The organism is Streptosporangium sp. NPDC000509, assembly GCF_042898365.1.
Classification (GTDB): Bacteria; Actinomycetota; Actinomycetes; order Streptosporangiales; family Streptosporangiaceae; genus Streptosporangium.
In genome coordinates this window covers 25,204-47,775 of record NZ_JBIAYX010000006.1, presented here as the reverse complement: position 1 = coordinate 47,775, position 22,572 = coordinate 25,204, and the positions used below count along the sequence as shown (strand labels likewise).

Here is a 22,572-nt window from a genome sequence, read left to right as displayed (position 1 = left end):
GACACCACGCGGCCACGGTTGCCGCCCCCGCGAACACAGAACACGAAAACGAACCGGCCCCGGACGAAGCGTCCAGGGCCGGTTCGGAGGGATAGATCGTTAGAGCAGGCCGTTCTGGGTGAGCCAGTCCTTGGCGACCGCCTCGGCGTCGTCCTTGTCGACCGCGACGCGCTTCATCAGCGCGACGAGGCCGGCGGTGTCCAGCTTGGCGGAGACCGCGTCGAGGGTCGTCCGCACCGTGTCGTTCACGCCGGCCTTGTTGACCAGGGGGGCGATGTTCTCCGCGGCGAAGGCGCTCTTGTTGTCCTCAAGGGAGACGAGGTCGTTCACGATGATCTTCGGGTCGGTGGTGAAGACGTTGCCGACCTGGACGGTGCCGTCCTTGATGGCGTCGGCGGTGGCGTCGCCGGTCTTCTTCCACTCCTTGAACTCCAGGCCGTAGGTGTCCTTGAAGTTCTTCTCCTGGCGGGTCTGGAACTCCGGCGGGCCGCCCACCGAGTAGTTCTTGGCGACCTTGACCAGGTCCTCGATCGTGGTGAGGCCGTCCTTGGTGGCGGTCTCCTTGGTGACGGTCAGCGAGTTGTTGTCCTCGGCCGCGGCGGGGGTGAGGACCTCAAGCTCGGCGGGGAGCTTCTCCTTGAGACCGGCGACGACGTCGTCCTTCGACTTCGCCGTGGTCGTGTTGTCGACGAAGGCGAGCAGGGAGCCGATGTACTCCGGCAGGATGGTGAGGCCGCCGCTCTTGACCTGGTCGTACAGGACCTCGCGGCTGCCGATGTTGAACTTCTCCTCGACCTCGACGCCCTTGGCCGCCAGGGCCTGTGAGTAGATCTCGCCGAGCAGAACGTTCTCCGGGAAGTTGGCCGACCCGATGACGACCTTCCCCCCTTCCGCGGGCGCGGAGGCGGAGCCGGACTCGATGGGAGCCTGGGAGGCGCTGGTGAGCGGATCTCCGCCACCACATCCGGTAAGTGTGAGCGCCGCGGACAGGAGGATCGCCGCGGTGCTGATCAGGCGCTTCATGGTGCTATTCCCTTCCAAAACGGGGGGTAATGAAGACTATCTGATGGCCTGGCGCTCGCTCACCCCCGGGGAGACCGTTGCGCGCTGTACCAGGGTGAACCCGAGCTGAACGATCAACGCGAGCAGTGCTACGAGAACCGCTCCGCCGATCGTGCTCGGGAAATTCTTGGTCGCGAGACCGTCGATGATGAAGCGGCCGAGACCGCCCAAGCCTACGTACGCGGCCACCGTCGCGGTCGCCACCACCTGGATCGCCGCCAGGCGCAGACCCAGCAGGATGAGCGGCAGCGCGACCGGCACCAGCACCCGGCCCAGGACCTGCCCACCCCGCAGGCCCATGCCGTACGCGGCGTCGCGCAGGTCGGGGTCGACCCCTCGGATGCCCTCGTACGTGTTGACCAGGATGGGCGGCACAGCCAGCGCCACCAACGGGATGAGCACCGGCAGGCTCGTGCCGACGCCCAGGAACAGGACGATGAGGACGAGCAGGCCGAGCGTCGGCAGGGCACGGGCCGCGTTGGCGGTGAGGATGACGAACAGGGCACCCCGGCCGGTATGGCCGATCAGCAGCCCCAGCGGCAGCGCGATCAGCATGGCGAGGAGCAGCGAGAGACCGGCGAACTCCAGGTGTTCGAGCAGCCTGTTGGGGATCCCGTCGGGTCCCGACCAGTTGGCCGGGTCGCCGAAGAAGTCGAGCAGCCAGTTCACGCGGCACCCCTTACCCGCGGCGCCCGCGACACCCGCGTCATCAACGACGTCGGCGACATCCACCACCTGATCGGTCGAGCCGCAAGGACCGCGCGGGCCCCGATCGGCCGAGCCGCACGGGCCGTACGAGACACGAGCAACCGTTTCACGCGGACCCCCTCGCCCTCGACCACGGGGTGAGCAGGCGCTGCGCCAGGATGAGCAGCAGGTCGGCGATCCCCGCGAGCACCACGACCAGCACGATGCCGACGACGATCGGGGTGTAGAACTGCCGCTGCCAGCCGTCGATGAACAGGTAGCCGAGCCCGCCCCTGCCGACCAGCGCGCCGACGCTGACCAGGCTGACGCTCGCGACCGTGGCCACCCTGAGCCCGGCGAGCACGACCGGTACCGCGATCGGCAGCTCGACCTGGAGCAGCCTGCGCAGCGGGGTGAAGCCCATCGCCACCGCGGACTGGCGCACGTGGTCGGGGACCGAACGCAGTCCGTCGACGACCGCGGGGATCAGTACCGCCATCGCGTAGAAGGTGAGCGGGACCATCACGGTCATCCGGGTGGCGAGGCCGGTGATCGGGATGAGCACGATGAAGACGGCGAGCGAGGGCAGCGAGTAGATCACGTTCATCACGCCGACGGTCGGCTGGTAGAGCCAGCGCCAGCGGACCCCTGCCAGCCCGAGTGGGAGCGCGATGATCAGTCCGACGAGGATCGGCACCAGCGCCATCACGATGTGGTCTTCGAGCAGGCCCTGGATCGTGGGCCAGTTGCGCCCGATCCAGTCCCAGCGGACCAGGGGCTCGTCACCCATCGACGCCTCCCGCGAGCCCGGCGGCGTCAGTGCCTCGCCCGGCGTCGGTGCCTCGCGCGGGAGTGTCGGCGCCTCGCCCGGCGGCGTCGGCATCGGCGTCGGTGGCGAGCGCGGGAGCGGCGGCGGGAGCGGGAGCGCCTCGCGACGGGCCGCCGATGCTGCTCGCCACCGTGGCCAGCGCCTCGTCCAGTGCCTCGCGGGTGGCGGCGCCCACGGCCTTGCCCGTCTCGTCCACCGCGACGGCGCTGCCCGACGGGGTCAGCAGCGTCGCGTCCAGCGCGGCGCGCAGCGAGTCGCGTCCGCTGACGAAGGTCCCGTACGGCGCGAGTTCGGCGTCGGCGAGGGTGCCCGACTCGGGCAGGTCCTTGACGGCGGCCCAGCCCAGCGGCCGGTTCTCCCCGTCCACCACGGCGAGCCACGGCTCTCCGGTGGCACGCGCCGTGGCGGTGTCGGTGGAGGCGGGGACGAGCAGGTCGGTGCGGAGCCGTACTCCCTCGTCCGAGACGAACGACAGCCGACGGATGCCCCGGTCGCGGCCCAGGAACTCGCGGACGAAGTCGTCGGCGGGCCTGGCCAGCAGCGTCGCGGGGTCGTCGAGCTGGGCGAGGTGGCCCCCGACGCGGAGCACGGCGACCCGGTCACCGAGCTTGACGGCCTCGTCGATGTCGTGGGTGACGAACACGATGGTCTTGTTCAGCTCGGCCTGGAGCCGCAGAAGCTCCTCCTGCAGGCTCGTACGGACGATCGGGTCGACCGCGCTGAACGGCTCGTCCATCAACAGTACGGGCGGGTCGGCGGCGAGCGCGCGGGCCACACCGACGCGCTGCTGCTGCCCGCCGGAGAGCTGGAAGGGGTAGCGGCCGGCCATCTTGAGGTCGAGCCCGACCCGTTCGAGCAGCTCCATCGCGCGGTCGCGCGCCTTCTTCTTGTCCCAGCCGAGCAGCAGGGGCACCGTCGCCACATTGTCGACGATCTTGCGGTGCGGGAAGAGCCCGGCCTGCTGGATGACGTAGCCGATGCCCCTGCGCAGGGTCGGCGGGTCGATGGTCTTGACGTCGACGCCGTCGAGGAGGATCTGTCCCTCCGAGGCGTCGATCATTCTGTTGATCATGCGGAGGGACGTCGTCTTACCGCATCCCGAGGGGCCGACGAAGACGGTTATCTCCCCGGTCGGCACCTCAAGGCTCAGGTTGTCCACGGCGACGGTCCCGTCGGCGTAGCGCTTGGTGACACCGTTGAATGTGATCATGCGCAACCTCTTGTTTTCGCAGGGTTACGGCTCCCCTGCCACAACCGTCCCCATGATCCAGCACAGGTCAGCCTATGCCCCTCATCTCCGATCTGTCTTCCAGGCTTTCCCCAACCAGCTCCGAAGCAGATCCACAAGTGTATTTCTCAACAAAAGGGCATTGAGTAGTGCGGGAGGTGCCCATGACTTGACATGATTACCCACATTGCCGGAGTCCATCCCTCTGGCACCGTATGTCCCAGGTTTCACATCCGTCCCGCCCCACCACCACGCTCGCCGAAACACCAGAGGAACCGGTCCCGTGACCCAACCGCTCCTCGGTCAACGCTCGCGCGTCGAACTGATCGCCGAGCTCTACGACCGCCACGCAGCAGGGCTGTTCGCCTACTCCCACGACCAGTTGGGCGACGCGGACTCGGCTTCCGACGTCCTGGTGGCCGTCCTCTCCGGTGTCTCGGACACGGAACCGCCGCGCGCCGCGCTGTACGCGCTCGCCCGCCGCGAGATCTTCTTGCGCGACATCGTCTACTCGCCCCCCGCCATCGGCCTCGACCCGGCCGCCGCCCTCGTCGACCGCGTCCTGAGCGACCTGCGCACGCACCAGCGTGAGGTGCTGTACCTCTCGGGCGTGTGCGAGATGGACGCCTCCGAGCTGTCCTGGGTGCTCGACGTGGCCGTCGACACCGCCGACGAGCTGACGGTGAGCGCCTGCCGCCGCTTCGCCCAGTCGCTGGGCCGTGCCCTCGCCTCGGCCAAGGTTCCCGAGCACATGACGGAGGTGTTCGGCGCCCTCGCCGTCGCCCCGGTCCGCGACGTCCTCAACCTCGCCCCCTGGGCGACTCCCCCGGCGAGACTGCGCGCCGCCGTGCTCGGGCCGAAGGCGCCGCCCGCCGCCTCCGCCGGACGGTCGACGTCGCCGCTGTTCAGGCAGCTGTGGCCGACGACGCCCGCGTGGCCGCTGCCGCTCGCGCAGACCGGTCCCCCGATCGGCGCCTCGGACTTCCCCGTGCCGGACCACATGGCGGAGGACCGCTTCCCCGATCCCTTCGCGCCGAGGGACCCCGACGCCGTCTCCACGCACGAGGCCACCACGGAGCCGATGCCCAGGCTCGGTAATGCCGTGCTCACCGCCCTGGACACCGCGGCCCTGCGGCCTCGCCGCCGCCTCCAGCGTCCCCGGCCGCGCCGGGCGGCGCCTCCGGCACCGGTTTCCGGGGACGTGCTGGACGAGCCTCCCGCGCGGGGAGATCTCTTCCGCCCGCTCAGCCCCGAGGCACGGGCGGCCCGCGCCCACACCGACAGGCTCGTCGCCGCCGCCCCCCGCACCGAGACCTCTCCCACCGAGACGCCTCAGGCTCCACACCGGGAAACGTCCCGGGCTCCGCACGCCGAGACCTCCCAGTCCTCGTTCGCCGAGACCTCCCTGGCTCCGCACCCCGAGGCACCCCGGACCCCGGCCCCGGCCCCGGCTCCGCACGCCGAGGTCTCCCACCCTCCGCTCGGGGCTCCCTACCTCGAGACACCTCAGCTCTCGTTCGCCGAGATCTCCCTGCTCTTTCCCCCGAGGACCTCCCGCGCGCCGTTCACCAGGAGCGGCAAGAGCACCGAAAGCACCGAGACGTCTCCGGCGCCCTCCGCGGAATCCCTCAGGACGCCCTCCGCCGAGGCCCTGCGGGCTCCGTTCGTCGAGTCTCCTCGGCGACCGGAGGCCACGCCGCTCATCGGCTTCCCGCCGCACGGAACCGGCGATGTGCTGGACGACGGTCCCGGCGACGTGCTGGGCGGCCACCTCGGGGACGTGCTGGACGACACGCCTCCCCTGCCCGGCTGGCCCCTGCAGACCGACCAGCTCGACGCCCTCGCCGACCGCGAGCGCCGGTCCTCCGCTTCAGCGCACGCGCGAGAAGCCGATTCATCGTCCGTACGACAAACCGGTACTTCTCCCGCGCGAGGCGCCGATCCCTCTCCCGCGCGCGAGGCCACTCCGTCTTCCGTGCTTCCTGCGCGAGGAGCCGGGCGGCACGCGCTCGCCGGTGACGACGACCGCTCCCACTTCTCGCTCCCCGACTGGACCAGGCGCGCCGAGAGCGCCGAGAGTTCCGTGCCCCCGGCCGGGCGCGCTCAGCCCTCGTTCCCCGCCTGGGCCACGCGGAACGCCGATCCCGTCCGGTCCTCCGCCGTCGACTGGTTCGCGGACACCGATCCCGCCAAGCCCGCTCCTTCCGAGCCCGCACCCTCCGGGACCGCGACCGCCGCTCCTTCCGACGCCACGACCGCCGCGACCGCCGCACCCTTCGACGCCCAGACCCCTGAGGCTCCGACCGCCCTACCCGCCTGGACCCCCCGGACCGACCACCTCCGCACCCCCACCGGTCGCGCCCAGCTGCGCCTGCCCCGCTGGGTCATGCGCGAGAACCAGCAGCCCGACGACGCCCCCCTGCCCTCCGCACCCCCGAACCACGCCCTCACGCCGTACGAGACGGCGCGGGCCGACACCGCACGGGACGACGCGGCGACGACCATGCCGGGGAACGGGTTCGCGGCGATACCTCCGACGCCCTCAACACGTGTGGAGACCGGCACGGACGAGGCGGCCCCCTCTCTTTCCGACCGGGCCGCGACCCTCGAACGCAGGAGCGGCCGGGCACCGCGCAGTCACAAGGCGACGAAGAGCGCGGCCCACCATGACTGGGCCTGGGAAGTGATCGGCTTCGTCATCGCGGTGACGATCGCGATGATCGTCTTCTTCGCGGTACCGATGATGACCACTCCCTGACGTCCTCCCCGCTCTCCCGGCTTTCTCCGATCACGTGTACGCGTTGACCGCCGTCCTCCGTAGCCAGGAGGGCGGCGGTCAGCGGGGAACGGCGACTCAGACGGGCCGCTCCTCGGCCACCGGCGTCTCGGTGGCGGCGGGGGTCCGAAGGGTGATCGCGGCGACCAGCGCCAGCGCGATGAAGATGACGGCACCGGTCGCGCCGACCGCGTTGAGCCCGCTGGTGAACGCGTCCCGGGCCGCGTCGAGCAGCCCGGGTACGTCTCCGGCGACCGACAGCGCCCCGACCAGGCTCGATGTGGCGGCCTCCGCGACCTCGGCGGGTGTGCCCGCGGGCAGGTCATCGGCGAGAACGGACCGGTAGACCACCGTCCCGAGACTGCCGAGCGTCGCGATGCCCATCGCGACGCCGAACTCGGCACTGGTCTCCGAGACCGACGCGGCCGAGCCGGCCTTCTCCGGCGGTGCGGCGGCGAGCATCAGGTTCGTGACTCCTCCGCTCCCTGAAGGGAGCGGCTTCTCGTTAAGCCGCTTGCGCGACGTCGCGAAGGGCAAGCCCTGCCCTGAGAACGTTGATCGCCGCGTTCACGTCGGCGTGCGCGGCATGCCCGCACGACACGCACCGGAACTCGGCTTGAGTGAGGCGGTTCTCCTTCGCGCAGTGCCCGCATCGGGCGCACGTGCGGGAGGTGTTGGCGGGGTTCACCGCGATCAGCTCTCGACCGGCGCTTTCAGCCTTGTGCGACAGGATCGTCAGGAACACCCCCCAACCTGCGTCCAGGATGCTGCGGTTGAGGCCGGACTTGGCCGCCACGTTGCTGCCCGGTGCTTCGAGTGTGCCGGACGCCGAGCGGGTCAGGTTCGCGATCCGCAGGTCCTCGTGCACGATCACGTCGTAGTCACCGACCAGCGCGAGGGCCGCCTTGTGCGCGCCGTCCAAGCGCTGCCGCCGGACCTTGGCATGCAGGGCGGCGACGCGGGCCACCGCCTTGCGCCGACGCGCGGAGCCGCGTTTCTTGCGGGCGAGGTCGCGCTGGGCGGCGGCGAGGCGCTCGGCGCAGGCGGCCAGGTGGCGCGGGTTGGCCAGGTGCTCACCCTCGCTGGTGGTGACCAGCGAGGCGACGCCCAGGTCGATCCCGACGGAGGCGCCGGTGGCGGGCAGCGTCTCGGCGGGCACGTCATCACACGACACGGTCACATACCAGCGGGAGCCCTCCCGTTTCACGCCGATCGTCTTGACGGTGCCGCGCACGGCGCGGTGCCGGTGGACGCGGACGTGGCCGACGCCCTGAAGGCGGACATAGGTGGCGGTGGGGTGTTCGGGCTGGGAGTCCCACCGGCAGCCGTCACCGTCCCTGGGCCATTCGACGGTGTCGAAGCGTCCCTCGCCCTTGAAGCGGGGAAACCCCGGGGTGCGTCCGGCTTTGACGCGGGCGAAGAACGCGGTGAACGCCTTGTCCAGGCGGCGCAGGGTGGCCTGCTGGGAGGAGAACGACCACCGGCCCTGCCCATCCGCGTCATCGGCGCGGATGTACTTGAGGTCGGCGGACTGGTCACCGTAGCGGACGCTCACCCCGGCTTTGGCGTAGGCGGTGCGGCGGTGCTCCAGCGCGGCGTTGTACAAGGCGCGGTGATCATCCAGGCACGCGGTCAACGCGGCGGCCTGGTGGGCGGTGGGACGCAGCACGAACTTCAACGATCTACGCACGAGCACCACCCCCTCGCTCGAACCTTTGTTCCCACCGTATCGAATGTCGGAAAGAGGCGACGCGGAATGCGTAAACCTGTCAGGCCACTACACGCTCGGGCCTGGGCGGCCCTCCCGCTCCCGATTCCCCCGTCGCCTGAAGACGACGGTCCCCTCGGGAGGAACTGATGGTGAGCGCCATCGGGAACGAGATCCCGCCCGAGGCCAGCACCAGCCCGACGACGAGCAGGCCGGAACCGGTGGTGGTGACCTGCGTGACGACGAGCAGCCCGACGCCGGCGAGCGCGAGGCCCAGCGCGGTGACGACGCTCGCCGGCAGCTTGCGGGCCAGGGCCGGTGCGACCATCGAGCCGACGACCATGGCGATGTTCTGCGGGATGAGCCACATGCCGGTCGAGAGCGGCGAGAAGCCCGCGACGTTCCGCAGATACAGCGAGGCGAGCAGGGAGAGTCCTGCCATCACGACCCCGCCCAGAAGCATGATCCCCAAGGCCGTGCTGAACGTGCGGTTGGCGAACAGGCCCAGGTCGAGCAGCGGCTCGGCCAGAATCCGCTGGCGGCGGACGAAGATCACGCCGATCGCGACACCGGCGACGATCGCCGCTCGCACCACCGGGACGACGAGAGCCCACGGGGCGTTGACTTTGTCGCAAGGTATGACGCACTATGTTGCTACAAAGCTTGCGACAAAGGAGGCGTTATGACCCGTGAACCGTTACCGGACGCCGGCCCGCTGGCGCGTGCGGCCGATCTGCGACTGGCGGGCGAGTGGCTGGCCCGGCACGACCTGGCCGACGCCCGCCCGACCCCGCTGCTGGCCAGCCGGCTGGCGGTCCGCAGACGCGCCGGCCTCGCCGCCAACGTCGTCTTGGCCGTGCTGATCCTCGCGAGCGCGCTCGCCGCGGCCTACGACCGGCTGGCCAGTTCCGCCTTCGGCGGCTTCCAGCCGCATCGCCCGCTGCCGCTGCTGGTCCTGACCGTGTTGGTGGCCGGGCTGCTGCTGGCACAGGCGCTGCTCGACTGGTGGGTGCGACGCGTCGACCAGCGGGCGGGCGCGACGCTGTCCCGCAGGGCCGCCCATCTGATCCAGCCCGGCTGGCGGGTCGTGCTCGGCCGGCCGTACGCCGTCTTCGCGGTCGCCACGTTCGCCGGTGCGATGGCGCTGGCCGGGAGCGCCCTGGCCGTTCCCGACTCAACCGTGCGGCAGTTGGCCGTCATCGTGCTGATCGGCCTGCTCGGCGTGACTGCCATCACCGCCATGCAGCTGCGCCACCTGCTCAGGCGCCCGGTCGTGGCGGAGGACGAGGAGTCGCTCACCGCCGACGTCATCATGCGCGTCGAGGACGCCCGCGCCGTCACCACGCCGAACGTGCAGTGGTCACTGCCCATAGTGCTGCTGTTCGGCACCGCGCCCGGCTGGTGGAGCGCCGCTTCGGCCGCCTACCTGGTCCTGGGCCTGGCCGCGTGCATCGCGCTCCATGCCAGGACGCCGTCGAGCGCGGCGGTGGGCCGGCGGGCCATAAGCGTCCGATGATCGTCATCGACACGGCCTCGCCGGTTCCTCCGTTCGAGCAGCTACGAGTCCAGCTCGCCCGGCAGATCCAGGATCGCACGCTGGCCGTGGGCGCCCGGCTGCCGACCATCCGCCACCTCGCGGCCGACCTCGCCCTGGCCGTCAACACGGTCGGCCGGGCTTACCGGGAGCTGGAGGAGGCGGGGCTGATCGAGACGCGCGGGCGGGCGGGCTCGTTCGTGTCGGCCGCCGGCGAGGAGGGCCGGGAGCGGGCCCGCCGAGCCGCCGCCGACTACGCGGCCGTGATCGCCAGCGTCGGCATCGACACGGACGAGGCGATCCGCATCGTCCAGGCGGCTCTGACATCCGGCGCGGCACCGGCCACGTCATGACGGCGACCCGGCCTCGGGATCACGTCGTCGGCGAAGCGGCCGATCAGACGGCGTCCGAGCCAACTGGCCGGAGATGCGCCGGGCGCGGTATTCCGGGCACCCCGAGCACTCACGACCCGCGTTCGGTGACCCGGCCGAGCGTTCACGGACGACGTGCGGCGGCGCGGCCCAGCGCTCACGAGCGGCACGCGATGGCGCGACCCAGCGCCCGGAATCGAGGTACGGCCGCGCGGCCGAGCGCTCACAGCCAGTGTTCGGTGGCGGCGCGCCAGGCCAGCTGCGTCCGCGTCTGTGCGCCGGTGGCGTCCAGGATGTTCGAGACGCGCCGCTGCACGGTCCGCTGGCTCACCCCCAGTTGGGTGGCGATCGACGTGTCCGATGCGCCGCCGACCAGCAGCGAGACCAGGTAGAGGTCGTCGGGACCGAGCGGGCAGGGCATCGTCCCCTCGGTGAGCGCTCCGTCCTCGGCGATCCGCAGCAGGGTCGCCCGTTCCCAGTAGCACTCGAAGAGGGCGATCAGCGCCTCCAGCAGCTGGCCGCCGCGAATCAGTGCCGCCGTCTGCTCGGAAATTCCGTCCCCCTGGACGAGCGGCAGTACGGCGGTCTCGTGGTCGACGATCGTCAGCCGCACCGGCAGCCAGGACATGACCCTGGCCTGCTCGCCCAGTTTTACCGCGTACGCGATGTCGGCCGGCATCCCCTCCTCCGCCAGCAGGGGCTTCTCGTAGATCACCCGGTACTCGACCCCGCGGCGCAGCGCGGCGAACTCGGCGTGGTTCTCCTCCGAGGGCAGTACGGTCTCGTGGTCCCGGCAGAAGTGGAGGATCTCGTGGCGGGCCGTCTCCTGCAGGTGGTCGAGGCACCCCTGGAGCGCGGCGCGGTTCGGCAGGACCTCGACCAGCCGACCGGCGTCGCGGCGGCGGACGCTGTCGCGGTACTCCTCGGAGAGTTGGTCCACCTCACGCCGCGCCCAGTCGATCGCCTGCTGGTGGCGCAGGAGTTGCGAGCCCAGCACGATGTCGGGGGCCACGGCGGCGAACCGCCGCCTGCCGGGACCGATCGTCCTGATCAGCCCTCTGACCCGCATGGATATCAGTATCGTCTCGACCGTCTGGGCGTCGATGCCCAGGTTCCCCATGAGGTCGGCGATGTCCGCCTCCGCCGTGGCCACCAGGAACCGGTAGACGCGCTCCTCCATTGGATCGAGCCCGAGGGATTCCAACATGACGCACATGATGACATCCGAAACGCCTATAAAAGTTACATCTATCGTCTAACCGGACTTACACCACTGATGTGAATTAACCGGACGCGGGCCATATCGGATTCGGGGCGCATTCTTCCCGCGACAACGGCGATCAGGTGTCATCGGGTTGTGACAGCGACCTGTCAGGACTAGTATCACGGAAACTCTTAGGAAAGTTTCTTAAGAGAAACTTAAGGTGGGTGCCTCGAAGGCCCCCGGCAACCGTTCGACCCGAACCAAGAGCTGCGCGAACCTCGATGGCGCGGATCGTCATCACACGGGAGTCCGACCGTCCGGACGTCCCACATCCCCGGTTTCCCCCACGGGAGCGATCATGCGGCGCACCCCCTCCTTACTCGCCCTGACCGGGCCTGCAAGGTTCTCGGGTGAGCCGCTCGCGCCCCGGTCGCGTGGCGCCTCGAACCTCTGCGGCTCCCGTCGCACGAAGGAGTGATCAAGTGTTGAGACAGCGAATCATGGCCGCCCTCGCCGCCCTGGCGGTCACGGGCGTGCTGGCGGTCGCCCTCCCCGCGGCCTCCGCCTCCGCAGTGTCCTCAGTGGCCGCCCCGGCCTGCGTCGCCGCCTGGAAGTCCTCGGCGGTCTACACCGGCGGCATGACCGCCTCCCACAACGGCCGCAACTGGTCGGCGAAGTGGTGGACCCAGAACGAGACCCCCGGCACCGCCGACGTGTGGGCCGACCAGGGTGCCTGCGGCGGCGGTGGCACGACGCCTCCCCCCTCGGGCAACTGCAACCACCCGAACTGGGTCGCGGGCACCTGGTACGCCGCCGGGAGCATCGTCAAATACACCAACGGCCAGTTCTACCGCGCCAAGAACGAGAACCCCGGCTACGACCCGGTGATCAGCACCTGGTACTGGGAGCCGTACACCTGCGGCACGACGCCCACCAACCCTCCCACCTCGGGCTTCGTCGTGAGCCAGGCCCAGTTCAACCAGATGTTCCCGAACCGGAACTCGTTCTACACCTACAGCGGCCTCACCGCGGCGCTGAGCGCCTACCCGGGCTTCGCGAAGACCGGCAGTGACACCGTCAGGAAGCAGGAGGCCGCCGCCTTCCTCGCCAACGCCAGCCACGAGACCGGCGGCCTGGTCCACATCGTCGAGCAGAACACCGCGAACTACTCGCACTACTGCGACACGAGCCGGTCGTACGGCTGCCCCGCGGGCCAGTCGGCCTACTACGGGCGCGGCCCGATCCAGCTGAGCTGGAACTTCAACTACAAGGCGGCGGGCGACGCGCTCGGCATCAACCTGCTCGGCAACCCGTACCTGGTGCAGAACGACGCGTCGGTGGCCTGGAAGACCGCCCTGTGGTACTGGAACACCCAGAACGGTCCCGGCACGATGACGCCGCACAACGCGATGGTCAACGGCCGCGGCTTCGGCGAGACGATCCGCAGCATCAACGGCAGCCTGGAGTGCAACGGCAGGAACCCGGCGCAGGTGCAGAGCCGGATCAGCACCTACCAGCGCTTCGTGCAGATCCTCGGCACCACCCCCGGTGGCAACCTGAGCTGCTGAGCTCCCCGACTCGCGAGCCGCCGAACGAACCGAACAGCCGGTTCCCCGACGGCCCGGCCCCGAACGAACCGAACACCGGTTCTCCGACGGCCGCCGCGCGCCCTGTATCCAACCGGGCGCACGGTTTCCGGGAAACGTCCCGCCGAGCGCGCGAACCCGTGAGGCGGTGGCTCCACGCGTACGATCCACGCGCGTGACACGAAGGGCGCGGCCCCCCGGCCGCGCCCTTCTCACGCACTCTCCCCGACCCGCCCTCCGCCGCGCCTCACACGGTGATGACGACCTTGCCTTTCGGGTGACCGCCCCGGAGATACCGGATGGCCTCGGGAAGCTCGCCCAGCGGGTACGTCCGGTCGACGACCGGCGTGACCTTGCCCTCCTCGACGGTCTTCCCCAGAAACAGGAGGTCCTCCTCGCTCTCCCGCAGCATCAGCGCGCACAGCTTCTGCCCCACGAACGGCGAGAGCAGCATCGCCCGGAGCTGACGGTCAGTGCCCTGCATCCATCGTCCCTTCCGCTCGCCGCCGACGATGACGAGCGTTCCCCGAGGGGTGAGGGCGCGCCGCAGGTGGGACAGCGAGCGATTGCCCCCCGTGTCGAGGATGAGGTCGTAGCGGCGCCTCCCGTCCGCGAAGTCCTCACGGGTGTGGTCGACGACCTCGTCCGCGCCGATCGACCGGACCAGGTCCGTCTTCGCCGTGCCGCACACCCCGGTGACCTCGGCGCCGAACGCCTTGGCCAGCTGCACCGCGAACGTCCCGACGCCCCCGCCCGCGCCGATGACCAGCACCTTCGCCCCCGGCTGCACCGGTCCTCCGCCGCGAAGCCCCTGCAGGGCCGCGTAGGCGGAGCCGGGGGTCGCCGCGGCCTGCTCGAAGGTGATGTTCGCGGGTTTGGGAACCAGCCTGTCCTGCCGAACGCACGCGTACTCGGCGAAGGCACCCTCGCAGGTGCCGAACACCTCATCACCGACCCCGAACCGGGTCACGCCCTCGCCGACCGCCTCGACGCGGCCGGCGACGTCCATGCCGAGGAGGCGGTTCTTCGGCCTGAGCAGCCCGAAGCCCGCAGCGCGGACGACGTAGGGCAGGCCCGTCGTGACGTGCCAGACGCCGTGGTCGAGGCCGGCCGCGTGGACGCGTACGAGCACCTCGCCCTCCCCCGCGACCGGCCGGTCGACGTCGCCGAGTCGCAGCGCGTCGGGCGAGCAGTAGTCGTCTCTGGCCACTGCCTTCATCGTCTTCATGGTCTTCATCGTTTTACGTCCCCTTCGGCGAGTCGGTGTCGGGATACTGGAAGACCTCGTCGATCGGGACGCCGAACACGCGGGCGATCCTGAAGGCCATCTCCAGCGAGGGCGAGTAGCGCCCCTGTTCTATGGCGATCACGGTCTGACGGGTCACGCCGACGCGTTCCGCCAGCTCCGCCTGCGTCATCTCCCCGGTGGCGAACCGCAGGGAGCGGATCGCATTGGTGATCTTGGTGGGCTTGACCATGCTCAGAACCCCCGGCGGTACGCGACGATCTTCACGACCGACGAGGAGAGGGCCGAGAGGACGAACGCCAGATAGAGCGCGTGGGCGATCCAGAAGTGCTCGAACTCCGCCATCGTCAGACCGAGGGCCCCCACGACGCCGATGGCGAGGACGTAGAACTCGGCCCGCATGCCGTGCCGGTGGATGTCGTCGTCGCGCTCGTCCTTCTCCACCTCACCGCGCGGGGCGGTCCCGGCGAACATGTTGCCGACCATGTTCGCGACCATCGCGGCACCGATGGCCGTGATCATCGGCCACACGTAGTCGACCTCGGCGACACCGACCTCCCGGACCCTCCCGAGGATGATCGTGGCGTAGACCGCGAGCACGCCGATCGCGACCACGGCGTAGACCCACACGCGTTTCTCTTCCGTTGACATGCCCGCTCCCCATGTAAAACAAAGTAGACATGATGAAACGTAAAACAGAGCAGACATGATGTCAAGAATTATTAACTTCCCGCTGGTCGGGGGATCGCAAGGACGCCTCTATGGAACGGCGAACACCGCCGAGGTGCACCAGACGCCTCACCGAAACCGGGACACCGAGAACCGAGAACCCCGAGGCGGGACACGGGACACCGGGCGGCCGGGACCGACACCGGTCCACGCCCGGCCTCGGCCCTCTCCACAGGGCCTCAGGTCACCCCGACGACAGGACGAGCCCGCTCGTCGGCACCCCCGTGCCCGCGGTGACCAGCACGTTCCGCACCCCGGCGACCTGGTTGGCCGAGGTGCCCCTGATCTGCCTGACGGCCTCGGCGATCCCGTTCATGCCGTGGATGTACGCCTCACCGAGCTGGCCGCCGTGTGGGTTGACCGGGAGGTGTCCGTCGATCTCGATACCGCCCCCGGCCACGTAGTCGCGGGCCTCGCCGCGCCCGCAGAAGCCCAGCTCCTCCAGCTGGGTGAGGACGAACGGGGTGAAGTGGTCGTACAGGATCGCCGTCTGCACGTCCGAGGGCCCGAGCCCCGACTGCTTCCAGAGCTGACGACCGACCACCCCCATCTCCGGCAGGCCGGTCATGTCGTCGCGGTAGTAGCTGGTCATCATCATCTGGTCGGCGCCGGAACCCTGGGCGGCGGCGGTGATCACGGCGGGCGCCTCGCGCAGGTCCCTCGCCCGCTCGGCGGAGGTGACCACCAGCGCCACCGCGCCGTCGCTCTCCTGACAGCAGTCGAGCAGGTGCAGCGGCTCCACGATCCACTTGGACGCCTGATGCTCCTCCAGGGTGATCGGGCGGCCGTGGAACCACGCGGCGGGATTGGTGGAGGCGTGCCTGCGCATCGCGACCGCCACCCGGCCGAAGTCCTCGGAGGTGGCGCCGTAGGTGTGCATGTAGCGTCGGGCGAACATCGCGACCCAGGCCGCGGGGGTCATCAGCCCGTACGGCACGTGCCAGCTCATCTCCAGGCCCTGCGACGAGGGCTCGCCGGCGACGCGGGCGTCGGGCTGGCCGTACCTGTTCCCCGAGCGCTCGTTGAACGCCCGGTAGCAGACCACGGTCTCGGCGACCCCGGTGGCGACGGCCATCGCCGCGTGCAGCACGGTCCCGCACGCCGCGCCGCCGCCGTAGTGGACGCGGGAGAAGAACGACAGGTCGCCGATGCCCACTTCGCGGGCCACGGCGATCTCCTGGTTGGCGTCCTGGGTGTAGGTGACGAGGCCGTCCACGTCCGAGGGCGCGAGGCCCGCGTCGTCGAGCGCCGCGAACACCGCCTCGGCGGCGAGCTGGAGCTCGGACCTGCCTGACCGCTTGGAGAACTCGGTCGCGCCGATCCCGGCGACGGCCGTACTCCCTGAGAAGGAGACCACGGTGGTGAGGGCCTTTCTGTGTTTTCGCCGTTCTCGCCGTTTCCGCCGTTCCCGGCCGTTCCTTCCGTTTACGGCTGTTTCCGTCGTTTCGGCTGGTCCCGCCTCCCCGGTCTCCGCTCTCGGCAGCCGCCGGGGCGCGGTCAGCGGGCGGGGAGGACGAACCTGACGGTGCCCGAGACGTGGGCGCCTAGGCTGACCCCGCCCCGGACCTCGACGGTGAACTCGCCGTCCTCGCAGGCGACCACGCTGCCGGTGAAGGACAGCCGGTCGCCCGCGTACGCGGGGACGCCGAGCTTGACGTTGATGCCACGGATGATGGCCTCGGGTCCTACCCAGTCGGTGACGTAGCGCTCGACGAGACCCATGGTGGTCAGGATGTTGAGGAAGATGTCCTTCGACCCCTGCGCCCGCGCGATCTCGACGTCGTGGTGGACGGGGGTGAAGTCCATGGTCGCGAGTGCGGTCGACACGACCACGGTGGGGCTCAGGTCGATCGCGAGCTCGGGAAGCGGAGCTCCGACCCGCACCTCGTCGTCGGTAAGTGTCCGCATCACGCCTCCTGGGGGACCCACATGGGCAGGATCAGCTCGTCGTCCATCCGGCGGTACGTCAGGCGCACCGGCATACCGATACCCACCCGCGAAGCGGCGCAGTCCACCACGTTGCCCACGATCCGCACGCCTTCCGGTAGTTCCACCACGGCGACCACGAAAGGCGTACGAAGCCCCGGCACCTGCGGGTTGTGGTGGACGACGTAGCTGTAGACCTCCCCCTCGCCGCTCGCCGTCACGAACGTGCGGGCGGTCGAACGGCACGAGGGGCAGACCGGCCCCGGCGGGTGGCGGAGCTCGCCACAGTCGGCGCACTTCTGGATCCGCAGCTCGCCGGCGGCGACACCCTCCCAGAAGAAGGCGGTGTCGGCGTTGACCGCGGGTCTCAGCGGATACGGCGGCCGGGGGGACACGTCCTCCCGTGTCTCCGGCGTGTCCTTCGTGAGCACGTCCCTCGCGAGCGCCTCCTCGGCGGGCACGTTCGCGGGCGCGTCCTGCGCGGGTCGGCTCCGAGTGGGCGAAGCTTCGGAGGTGCCGTTCTCCGTGGGCGCGGATCCGTTCCCGCTCGGTGCGGCTTCGTTCTCGCCGGTGGTGTGCGTGTTCTCATCCGGCCCTTCGGCACGTTGCCAGGGCCGGAACTTCAGCACCCGGAACAGCATGTCGGCCACGGCCTCGCCGTCGGCGTACCAGGTGATGTTCCAGGTGACGAAGTAGCCCTTGCCGAGCGCCGTCCGCTTCGGGCCGGTGATGCCGGTCAACCGGGTGGCCGGGACCAGAAACTCGCCGAGCCGCACGTAGCGGTGGTAGGTCTGCTCGCAGTTGGTGGCGACCACCCCGGTGTAGCCGTTCTCGTCCAGCATCGCGAGAACCGCGTCGATCGGGGTACCCGCCCGCTTTTTCCTGTTCCCGGCCACGCCGGGCATCGTCCAGACCTGGATCATCGCCGGTGGGGCCACGATCCCCCCGTGCACTCCCGCCGCGGCGGCCTCGGGGTCGGTGTAGAGCGGGTTGGTGTCGCCGATGGCGTCGGTCCAGTGCCGGATCATCGGGAGGTTCACCGGGTCCGTCTCCGCGACACCGAGCACCTCCCCCTCGGCGATCTGCCGCTCCGCCAGGGCGGTGAGCCGTTCGTGCAGGGAGGCGGGCTCGGGTGCCGGGGGTTCCGGCGGTGTCCCGGTCATCGGGGCGGCCTCGGCAGGCTCAGGCCGAGCATCGCGATGAGCTCGCGCTGGACCTCGTTGACGCCGCCGCCGAAGGTGAGCACGAGCGCGCCCTTCGCGCCACGGTCCACGCGTCTCATCAGGTCCGCCGTCTCCGGGTCGGACGGGTCGCCGAAGCGTGCCAGGACCTCGCCGACGATCCTGCCGACGTCCTGCAACCGCTCCGAGCCGTACACCTTGGTGGCCGAGGCGTCGGGGGCGCCCAGCCAGCCGAGGTCCATGTTGGCCGCGACCTGCCAGTTCAGCAGCTCGTTGGTCCTGAAATAGGCGTACACCTGGCCGAGCGCCCTGCGTACCGCGGGTTCCTCGATCGTGCCGGTACGGCGGGCCCAGGCGAGGAACCGGTCGTAGGTGTGGGCGATGTTGCCCGCGGGGCCGAGCGTGACCCGCTCGTGGTTGAGCTGGTTGATGATCAGGTCCCAGCCCTTGTTCTCCTCTCCCACGACCATGTCCACCGGCACCCGCACGTCGGAGTAGTAAGTGGAGTTGGTGTGGTGGTTCCCGTCCATCGTGACGATCGGGGTCCACGAGTAGCCGGGATCGGCGCAGTCGACGATCATCATCGTGATCCCGCGGTGCTTCTTCGCGTCCGGGTCGGTGCGGGCGGCGAGCCAGATGTAGTGGGAGTAGTGGGCGCCCGAGGTGAAGATCTTCTGCCCGTTCACGACGTAGTGGTCGCCGTCGCGGACCGCGGCGGTGCGCAGCGAGGCGAGGTCGGTGCCCGCCCCCGGCTCGCTGTAGCCGATCGCGAAGTGGCACTCCCCGGCCAGGATGCGCGGCAGGAAGAACTCCTTCTGCGCCGCCGTCCCGTACTGCATGAGGGTCGGACCGACGGTCTGCACGGTGATGATCGGGTACGGCACCTCGGCGCGGGCGATCTCGTTGGCGAAGATCTGCTGCTCCAGCGGGCCGTACCCGCCGCCGCCGTACTCCTTGGGCCAGCCGAGTCCGAGCTTGCCGTCGCGGCCGAGGGCGCGGCAGTGCTCCATGTAGGCGTGGCCGAACGGGTCGGCGGAGATCCGCGCTCGTTCCTCCGCGCTGAGGCACGACCGGAAGTACTCGCGCAGTTCGTCGCGGAGCCTCTTCTGGCCGGGGGTGAGGTCGATCAACATCAGACGAGCGCTCCGATCGTGTCGAGCCGGGCCTCCACCCCGCCCAGCAGGTGGGCGTGGTGCTTGCCCCAGGCGAAGTAGCGGTGCAGCGGATAGGTCACGTCCACCCCGATACCGCCGTGCAGGTGCTGGCAGGTGTAGAGCGCCCGCAGCGCCTGGTCGGTCGCGGTGAGGGCGCCGACGGCCAGGTCCGTCTCGGCCTCCTCGTCCGCCCCCTCGGCGAGCCGCCACGCCCCGGACCACACGGCCACGTCCAGTGCCCGCCCCGCGATGTAGACGTCGGCGATCTGCACGGTGACCGCCTGGAACTCGGCCAGCGCCCGGCCGAACTGCTTGCGCGTCCTGATGTACTCGGTGGTGAGCGCGAGCGCGCCGGCCAGCACCCCGGAGGTGACGGCGATGTTCCCGGCCAGCGCGAGTCTTCGCAGGCCACCGGCTGCCGCACCGTCCCGCGCCCCGACGGGCTCACCGGGGGTGCCCTCCAGGACGAGCGTGGCGGCGGGCTCGCCGGTGGAGGTCGGCACCGGCCGCAGGTCCGCCTCGGCGGGATCGACCAGGAACAGGCCGACCCCGGTGGCGGTGGCGGCGGGGACGAGGATCCTCGCGGCCTGGGCGGCGTACGGCGTCGTGCCCTTGGCGCCGTCCAGCACCCATCCGGCGCCGTCCTCGCGGGCGGTCGTGAGCGGCGGGGCACCGAAGTCGCCGAAGGCACGCCCCGGCTCGGAGGGGGCGACAGCCAGGGAGATCTCGCCGTCGGCCAGCGGGGCGAGTGCCTCGCGCTGCTCCCCGGAGCCGTACCTGGTGATCACCTGCGCCGCGACGAGGCTCTGCTCGGCGGGGACCGGGGCCACGTGGGCGCCGATCTCCCGCAGGACGACCGCCATCTCCACCGGCCCGAGCCCCGCGCCTCCGGCCTCCTCCGGCAGGCAGGCGCCGAGCAGTCCCGCCTGGGCGAGGGAGCGCCAGAGTGCGGCGTCGTAGGGCGCGTCCCCCTTCTCGTGGGCTTCGAGCCTGGCCGGGGTCACCTCCCTGCCGAGGAGGTCGACCGCGAGTCCGCGCAGGTCGGTCTGTGTCTCGTCGAGATTGAAGTCCACTGGCGCTCCAGGGTTTCTGTCGGCCGCGTCACCCTTCCGGAAAGTAGAACAGATTCTATTCTGTGTCCAGAGTCGGCCTATGGCAACAAGTCACCGCATAACCGCCGCATCGCATATGCCATGTAAGCGCGGGCCATCTTTGTGACCGGCGAGTAACCCATCGGAGTATCCCTAAATCAGATAACGTGTTCTCATGCCCACTCCGCACGTGACCACCGACACGCCGGTCACCCCGCGCCGGACCGGCAGGCACGCCCCGAGCGGCGCCGATCCGGCCATCACCGAGGGGGCACCCGGCATGCAGAGTGAGTCGGCACCCACGAGCGTCCGCACCAGGAGCCAGCACCAGCGGCGCAAGCGCATCGTCCAGGCGGCCGCCGCCCTCGCCTCACGAGGTGGCGTCGAGGCGATGCAGATGCGGACCGTCGCCGAGCGCGCCGGGGTCGCGCTCGGAACGCTCTACCGATACTTCCCCTCCAAGATGGATCTCGTCGTCGCCGTCGTCGGTGAGGAGATCGACCTGCTGGAGACCAGCATCGAGCGTCGCCCGCCCAGCGCCACGACGGCTTCGGGGCGGGCCGTCGACGTGCTGATGCGCGCCACCCGGGGCCTGATGCGCGAGCCGGAGCTCGCCGACGCGCTCATCCGCTCGCTGATCATGGCCGATGTCGACATACCGTTCGGCGACCGTATGGCGGGGTTGCTGCTCCGCGTCGCCGGAGCCGACCTCACCGCCGAGACCGCCACCGAGGAGCAGTTCGCCCTCGCGGGCTCACTGTCCAGCGTCTGGGTGCACGAACTCATGGAGATGCTCAGGGGCCGGCGCACGTACGAGCAGATCCAGCGCCGCATCGAGATCGCCGCCGGACGCCTGTTCGCCGACTTCCAGCCCTCCGCCTCCGGCTGAGAGGCGTTCCGCGAGAAACCCCACCCCGCCTTCCACCTGAAATTAGAACCCGTTACAGTCGCTACCGAAGGCGACTAGAGCGACGTTCTGGAGTGACGCGCGGGCGGGCGGATCGGCGAGGACGGCCGTCCGGTGCGCGCGAGCTCCCGGCCGGATGGCGAGGAGATCGTTATGGGTGCGGTGATCGTCGAGGCAGTGAGAACCCCGATCGGCAGGCGCAACGGATGGCTCGCCGGGCTGAAGCCGCAGGCGGTCCTCGCCGCCGCGCTCACCGGTCTGATCGGCAGGTCGGGCATCGACCCCGCCGCCGTGGAACAGGTTTTCGCCGGGTGCGTCACGCAGGCCGGAGAGCAGGGCGGCCACGTCGGACGGCACGCCTGGCTCTACGCCGGGCTGCCGTACCAGACGGGGGTGACCACGATCGACGCGCAGTGCGGCTCCTCGCAGCAGGCGGTGCACCTGGTCGCGGCGCTCATCCAGGCCGGGGTGATCGACGTCGGCGTGGCCTGCGGCGTCGAGGTGATGAGCCGGGCGCCGCTCGGCTCCAACGTGCTGCCCGCCGCCCCCCGGCCCGACGACTGGGACCTCGACCTGCCCGACCAGTTCACCGCCGCGGAACGGATCGCGCGGCGGCGCGGGCTCACCCGCGAGTCGCTCGACCGGTTCGGCGCCAGGTCCCAGCGCCTCGCCGCGGAGGCGTGGGCCCAGGGCCGCTTCGACCGGGAGGTCGTCGCGGTGACCGCGCCGGTCCTCGACCGTGAAGGTGCGCCCACCGGCGAGACCCGTGTCGTCGACAGGGACCAGGGGCTGCGCGAGACCACCGTCGAAGGGCTCGCCGGGCTCAGGCCCGTCATGGGCGAGGGCGGCCTGCACACGGCGGGCACCTCCTCGCAGATCTCCGACGGCGCGGCCGCGGTGCTGCTCATGAGCGAGGAGGCCGCCGCCCGGCACGGCCTGCGGCCCCGGGCCCGCGTCCTCGCCCAGGCACTCGTCGGCTCCGAGCCGTACTACCACCTGGACGGGCCGGTGGACGCGACCGCCAAAGTCCTGTCCTCGACCGGGATGAGCACGGCCGACATCGACAGGTTCGAGGTGAACGAGGCTTTCGCCTCGGTGGTCTTATCCTGGTCGTCGGTGCACAAGCCAGACATGGAACGGGTCAATGTCAACGGCGGCGCCATAGCGCTCGGCCATCCGGTCGGAGCGACCGGTTCCCGACTGATCACCACCGCCCTGCACGAGCTTGAGCGGTCCGACTCCTCGACCGCGCTGGTGGCGATGTGCGCGGGCGGGGCGCTCGCGACCGCGACCATCCTGGAGCGCCTCTGAGCGGCGCCGATACCCTGAGGCGTCTCCCCGTGGCGCCGGTCA

22 protein-coding genes are annotated in these 22,572 nt (G+C 70.4%); 6 read left to right on the top strand and 16 right to left on the bottom strand.

Annotated elements, in window-relative coordinates:
• Positions 1–99: 99 nt before the first annotated feature.
• The 4 genes from ACFY3D_RS12905 to ACFY3D_RS12890 form a co-directional block, all read right to left on the bottom strand.
• Entirely contained in the window at positions 100–1,023 is a 924-nt protein-coding gene (locus ACFY3D_RS12905; RefSeq protein ID WP_389978576.1) for a glycine betaine ABC transporter substrate-binding protein, read from the bottom strand.
• A gap of 36 nt (positions 1,024–1,059) precedes the next feature.
• Positions 1,060–1,731, bottom strand: a complete 672-nt coding sequence (locus ACFY3D_RS12900) for an ABC transporter permease (protein WP_350947516.1) — start codon at positions 1,729–1,731, stop codon at positions 1,060–1,062.
• A gap of 145 nt (positions 1,732–1,876) precedes the next feature.
• Positions 1,877–2,539: an ABC transporter permease gene (locus ACFY3D_RS12895; protein ID WP_350947515.1), complete on the bottom strand. Its 663-nt coding sequence runs from the start codon at positions 2,537–2,539 to the stop codon at positions 1,877–1,879.
• Positions 2,532–3,788: an ABC transporter ATP-binding protein gene (locus ACFY3D_RS12890; protein WP_389978573.1), complete on the bottom strand. Its 1,257-nt coding sequence runs from the start codon at positions 3,786–3,788 to the stop codon at positions 2,532–2,534. Before ACFY3D_RS12890 ends, ACFY3D_RS12895 begins: the two co-directional genes overlap by 8 nt.
• Before the next feature lie 301 nt (positions 3,789–4,089).
• On the opposite strand from ACFY3D_RS12890, the gene ACFY3D_RS12885 reads away from it, so the two are divergent.
• On the top strand, positions 4,090–6,564 hold the full coding sequence (locus ACFY3D_RS12885) for a hypothetical protein (protein ID WP_389978569.1): 2,475 nt from the start codon (positions 4,090–4,092) through the stop codon (positions 6,562–6,564).
• Positions 6,565–6,660: 96 nt separating this feature from the next.
• Here the strand turns inward: ACFY3D_RS12885 and ACFY3D_RS12880 are convergent, their stop codons facing one another.
• The 3 genes from ACFY3D_RS12880 to ACFY3D_RS12870 form a co-directional block, all read right to left on the bottom strand.
• Positions 6,661–7,044, bottom strand: coding sequence for a hypothetical protein (locus ACFY3D_RS12880; RefSeq protein ID WP_389978566.1), 384 nt, complete (start codon positions 7,042–7,044; stop codon positions 6,661–6,663).
• 43 nt (positions 7,045–7,087) lie between these two features.
• Entirely contained in the window at positions 7,088–8,272 is a 1,185-nt protein-coding gene (locus tag ACFY3D_RS12875; protein ID WP_389978563.1) for an RNA-guided endonuclease InsQ/TnpB family protein, read from the bottom strand.
• Positions 8,273–8,351: 79 nt separating this feature from the next.
• Positions 8,352–8,885 (bottom strand): hypothetical protein, encoded by a 534-nt coding sequence (locus tag ACFY3D_RS12870; protein WP_389978560.1) that lies wholly within the window; start codon positions 8,883–8,885, stop codon positions 8,352–8,354.
• Between the two features lie 87 nt (positions 8,886–8,972).
• Here ACFY3D_RS12870 and ACFY3D_RS12865 point away from each other — a divergent pair, with 87 nt between their 5' ends.
• Both ACFY3D_RS12865 and ACFY3D_RS12860 read left to right on the top strand, forming a co-directional pair.
• On the top strand, positions 8,973–9,806 hold the full coding sequence (locus ACFY3D_RS12865; protein WP_389978557.1) for a hypothetical protein: 834 nt from the start codon (positions 8,973–8,975) through the stop codon (positions 9,804–9,806).
• A complete protein-coding gene (locus ACFY3D_RS12860) occupies positions 9,803–10,177 on the top strand; it encodes a GntR family transcriptional regulator (protein WP_389978554.1) in 375 nt (124 codons plus the stop codon). Before ACFY3D_RS12865 ends, ACFY3D_RS12860 begins: the two co-directional genes overlap by 4 nt.
• Before the next feature lie 241 nt (positions 10,178–10,418).
• Here the strand turns inward: ACFY3D_RS12860 and ACFY3D_RS12855 are convergent, their stop codons facing one another.
• Complete coding sequence (locus ACFY3D_RS12855) at positions 10,419–11,402, bottom strand: helix-turn-helix domain-containing protein (protein ID WP_389978551.1); 984 nt, start codon at positions 11,400–11,402, stop codon at positions 10,419–10,421.
• A 479-nt stretch (positions 11,403–11,881) separates the two neighbouring features.
• On the opposite strand from ACFY3D_RS12855, the gene ACFY3D_RS12850 reads away from it, so the two are divergent.
• Positions 11,882–12,967 (top strand): glycoside hydrolase family 19 protein, encoded by a 1,086-nt coding sequence (locus ACFY3D_RS12850; RefSeq protein ID WP_389978548.1) that lies wholly within the window; start codon positions 11,882–11,884, stop codon positions 12,965–12,967.
• A 265-nt stretch (positions 12,968–13,232) separates the two neighbouring features.
• On the opposite strand, the gene ACFY3D_RS12845 is transcribed toward ACFY3D_RS12850, so the two are convergent.
• From ACFY3D_RS12845 to ACFY3D_RS12810, 8 genes are all read right to left on the bottom strand, one after another.
• Complete coding sequence (locus ACFY3D_RS12845) at positions 13,233–14,213, bottom strand: NAD(P)-dependent alcohol dehydrogenase (protein ID WP_389978545.1); 981 nt, start codon at positions 14,211–14,213, stop codon at positions 13,233–13,235.
• Positions 14,214–14,226: 13 nt separating this feature from the next.
• Positions 14,227–14,463, bottom strand: coding sequence for a helix-turn-helix transcriptional regulator (locus ACFY3D_RS12840; RefSeq protein WP_389978542.1), 237 nt, complete (start codon positions 14,461–14,463; stop codon positions 14,227–14,229).
• A 2-nt stretch (positions 14,464–14,465) separates the two neighbouring features.
• Positions 14,466–14,882, bottom strand: coding sequence for a hypothetical protein (locus ACFY3D_RS12835; protein WP_362920918.1), 417 nt, complete (start codon positions 14,880–14,882; stop codon positions 14,466–14,468).
• Between the two features lie 262 nt (positions 14,883–15,144).
• Positions 15,145–16,317: a lipid-transfer protein gene (locus ACFY3D_RS12830; RefSeq protein WP_362899251.1), complete on the bottom strand. Its 1,173-nt coding sequence runs from the start codon at positions 16,315–16,317 to the stop codon at positions 15,145–15,147.
• A gap of 140 nt (positions 16,318–16,457) precedes the next feature.
• The gene (locus ACFY3D_RS12825; protein ID WP_389978538.1) at positions 16,458–16,868 is read right to left on the bottom strand and encodes a MaoC/PaaZ C-terminal domain-containing protein; all 411 of its coding nucleotides are present in this window, start codon (positions 16,866–16,868) and stop codon (positions 16,458–16,460) included.
• Positions 16,868–18,049, bottom strand: coding sequence for a bifunctional MaoC family dehydratase N-terminal/OB-fold nucleic acid binding domain-containing protein (locus ACFY3D_RS12820; RefSeq protein ID WP_389978535.1), 1,182 nt, complete (start codon positions 18,047–18,049; stop codon positions 16,868–16,870). The genes ACFY3D_RS12825 and ACFY3D_RS12820 overlap by 1 nt, the downstream gene beginning before the upstream one ends.
• Positions 18,046–19,200 (bottom strand): acyl-CoA dehydrogenase family protein, encoded by a 1,155-nt coding sequence (locus ACFY3D_RS12815; RefSeq protein ID WP_389978531.1) that lies wholly within the window; start codon positions 19,198–19,200, stop codon positions 18,046–18,048. Before ACFY3D_RS12815 ends, ACFY3D_RS12820 begins: the two co-directional genes overlap by 4 nt.
• Positions 19,200–20,294 (bottom strand): acyl-CoA dehydrogenase family protein, encoded by a 1,095-nt coding sequence (locus ACFY3D_RS12810; protein WP_389978528.1) that lies wholly within the window; start codon positions 20,292–20,294, stop codon positions 19,200–19,202. Before ACFY3D_RS12810 ends, ACFY3D_RS12815 begins: the two co-directional genes overlap by 1 nt.
• 298 nt (positions 20,295–20,592) lie before the next feature.
• On the opposite strand from ACFY3D_RS12810, the gene ACFY3D_RS12805 reads away from it, so the two are divergent.
• Together ACFY3D_RS12805 and ACFY3D_RS12800 are read left to right on the top strand one after the other, a co-directional pair.
• Positions 20,593–21,201 (top strand): TetR family transcriptional regulator, encoded by a 609-nt coding sequence (locus ACFY3D_RS12805; protein WP_362508246.1) that lies wholly within the window; start codon positions 20,593–20,595, stop codon positions 21,199–21,201.
• Between the two features lie 171 nt (positions 21,202–21,372).
• The gene (locus tag ACFY3D_RS12800) at positions 21,373–22,530 is read left to right on the top strand and encodes a steroid 3-ketoacyl-CoA thiolase (RefSeq protein ID WP_389978525.1); all 1,158 of its coding nucleotides are present in this window, start codon (positions 21,373–21,375) and stop codon (positions 22,528–22,530) included.
• The last annotated feature ends 42 nt before the right edge of the window (positions 22,531–22,572 follow it).

Excerpts from the sequence above, each read along its gene's own strand:
- ACFY3D_RS12905 (WP_389978576.1), bottom strand. The coding sequence starts at position 1,023 with ATGAAGCGCCTGATCAGCACCGCGGCGATCCTCCTGTCCGCGGCGCTC.
- ACFY3D_RS12895 (WP_350947515.1), bottom strand. The coding sequence starts at position 2,539 with ATGGGTGACGAGCCCCTGGTCCGCTGGGACTGGATCGGGCGCAACTGG.
- ACFY3D_RS12890 (WP_389978573.1), bottom strand. The coding sequence starts at position 3,788 with ATGATCACATTCAACGGTGTCACCAAGCGCTACGCCGACGGGACCGTC.
- ACFY3D_RS12880 (WP_389978566.1), bottom strand. The coding sequence starts at position 7,044 with ATGCTCGCCGCCGCACCGCCGGAGAAGGCCGGCTCGGCCGCGTCGGTC.
- ACFY3D_RS12865 (WP_389978557.1), top strand. The coding sequence starts at position 8,973 with ATGACCCGTGAACCGTTACCGGACGCCGGCCCGCTGGCGCGTGCGGCC.
- ACFY3D_RS12860 (WP_389978554.1), top strand. The coding sequence starts at position 9,803 with ATGATCGTCATCGACACGGCCTCGCCGGTTCCTCCGTTCGAGCAGCTA.
- ACFY3D_RS12855 (WP_389978551.1), bottom strand. The coding sequence starts at position 11,402 with ATGTTGGAATCCCTCGGGCTCGATCCAATGGAGGAGCGCGTCTACCGG.
- ACFY3D_RS12845 (WP_389978545.1), bottom strand. The coding sequence starts at position 14,213 with ATGAAGACGATGAAGGCAGTGGCCAGAGACGACTACTGCTCGCCCGAC.
- ACFY3D_RS12840 (WP_389978542.1), bottom strand. The coding sequence starts at position 14,463 with ATGGTCAAGCCCACCAAGATCACCAATGCGATCCGCTCCCTGCGGTTC.
- ACFY3D_RS12835 (WP_362920918.1), bottom strand. The coding sequence starts at position 14,882 with ATGTCAACGGAAGAGAAACGCGTGTGGGTCTACGCCGTGGTCGCGATC.
- ACFY3D_RS12825 (WP_389978538.1), bottom strand. The coding sequence starts at position 16,868 with ATGCGGACACTTACCGACGACGAGGTGCGGGTCGGAGCTCCGCTTCCC.
- ACFY3D_RS12820 (WP_389978535.1), bottom strand. The coding sequence starts at position 18,049 with ATGACCGGGACACCGCCGGAACCCCCGGCACCCGAGCCCGCCTCCCTG.
- ACFY3D_RS12815 (WP_389978531.1), bottom strand. The coding sequence starts at position 19,200 with ATGTTGATCGACCTCACCCCCGGCCAGAAGAGGCTCCGCGACGAACTG.
- ACFY3D_RS12805 (WP_362508246.1), top strand. The coding sequence starts at position 20,593 with ATGCAGAGTGAGTCGGCACCCACGAGCGTCCGCACCAGGAGCCAGCAC.
- ACFY3D_RS12800 (WP_389978525.1), top strand. The coding sequence starts at position 21,373 with ATGGGTGCGGTGATCGTCGAGGCAGTGAGAACCCCGATCGGCAGGCGC.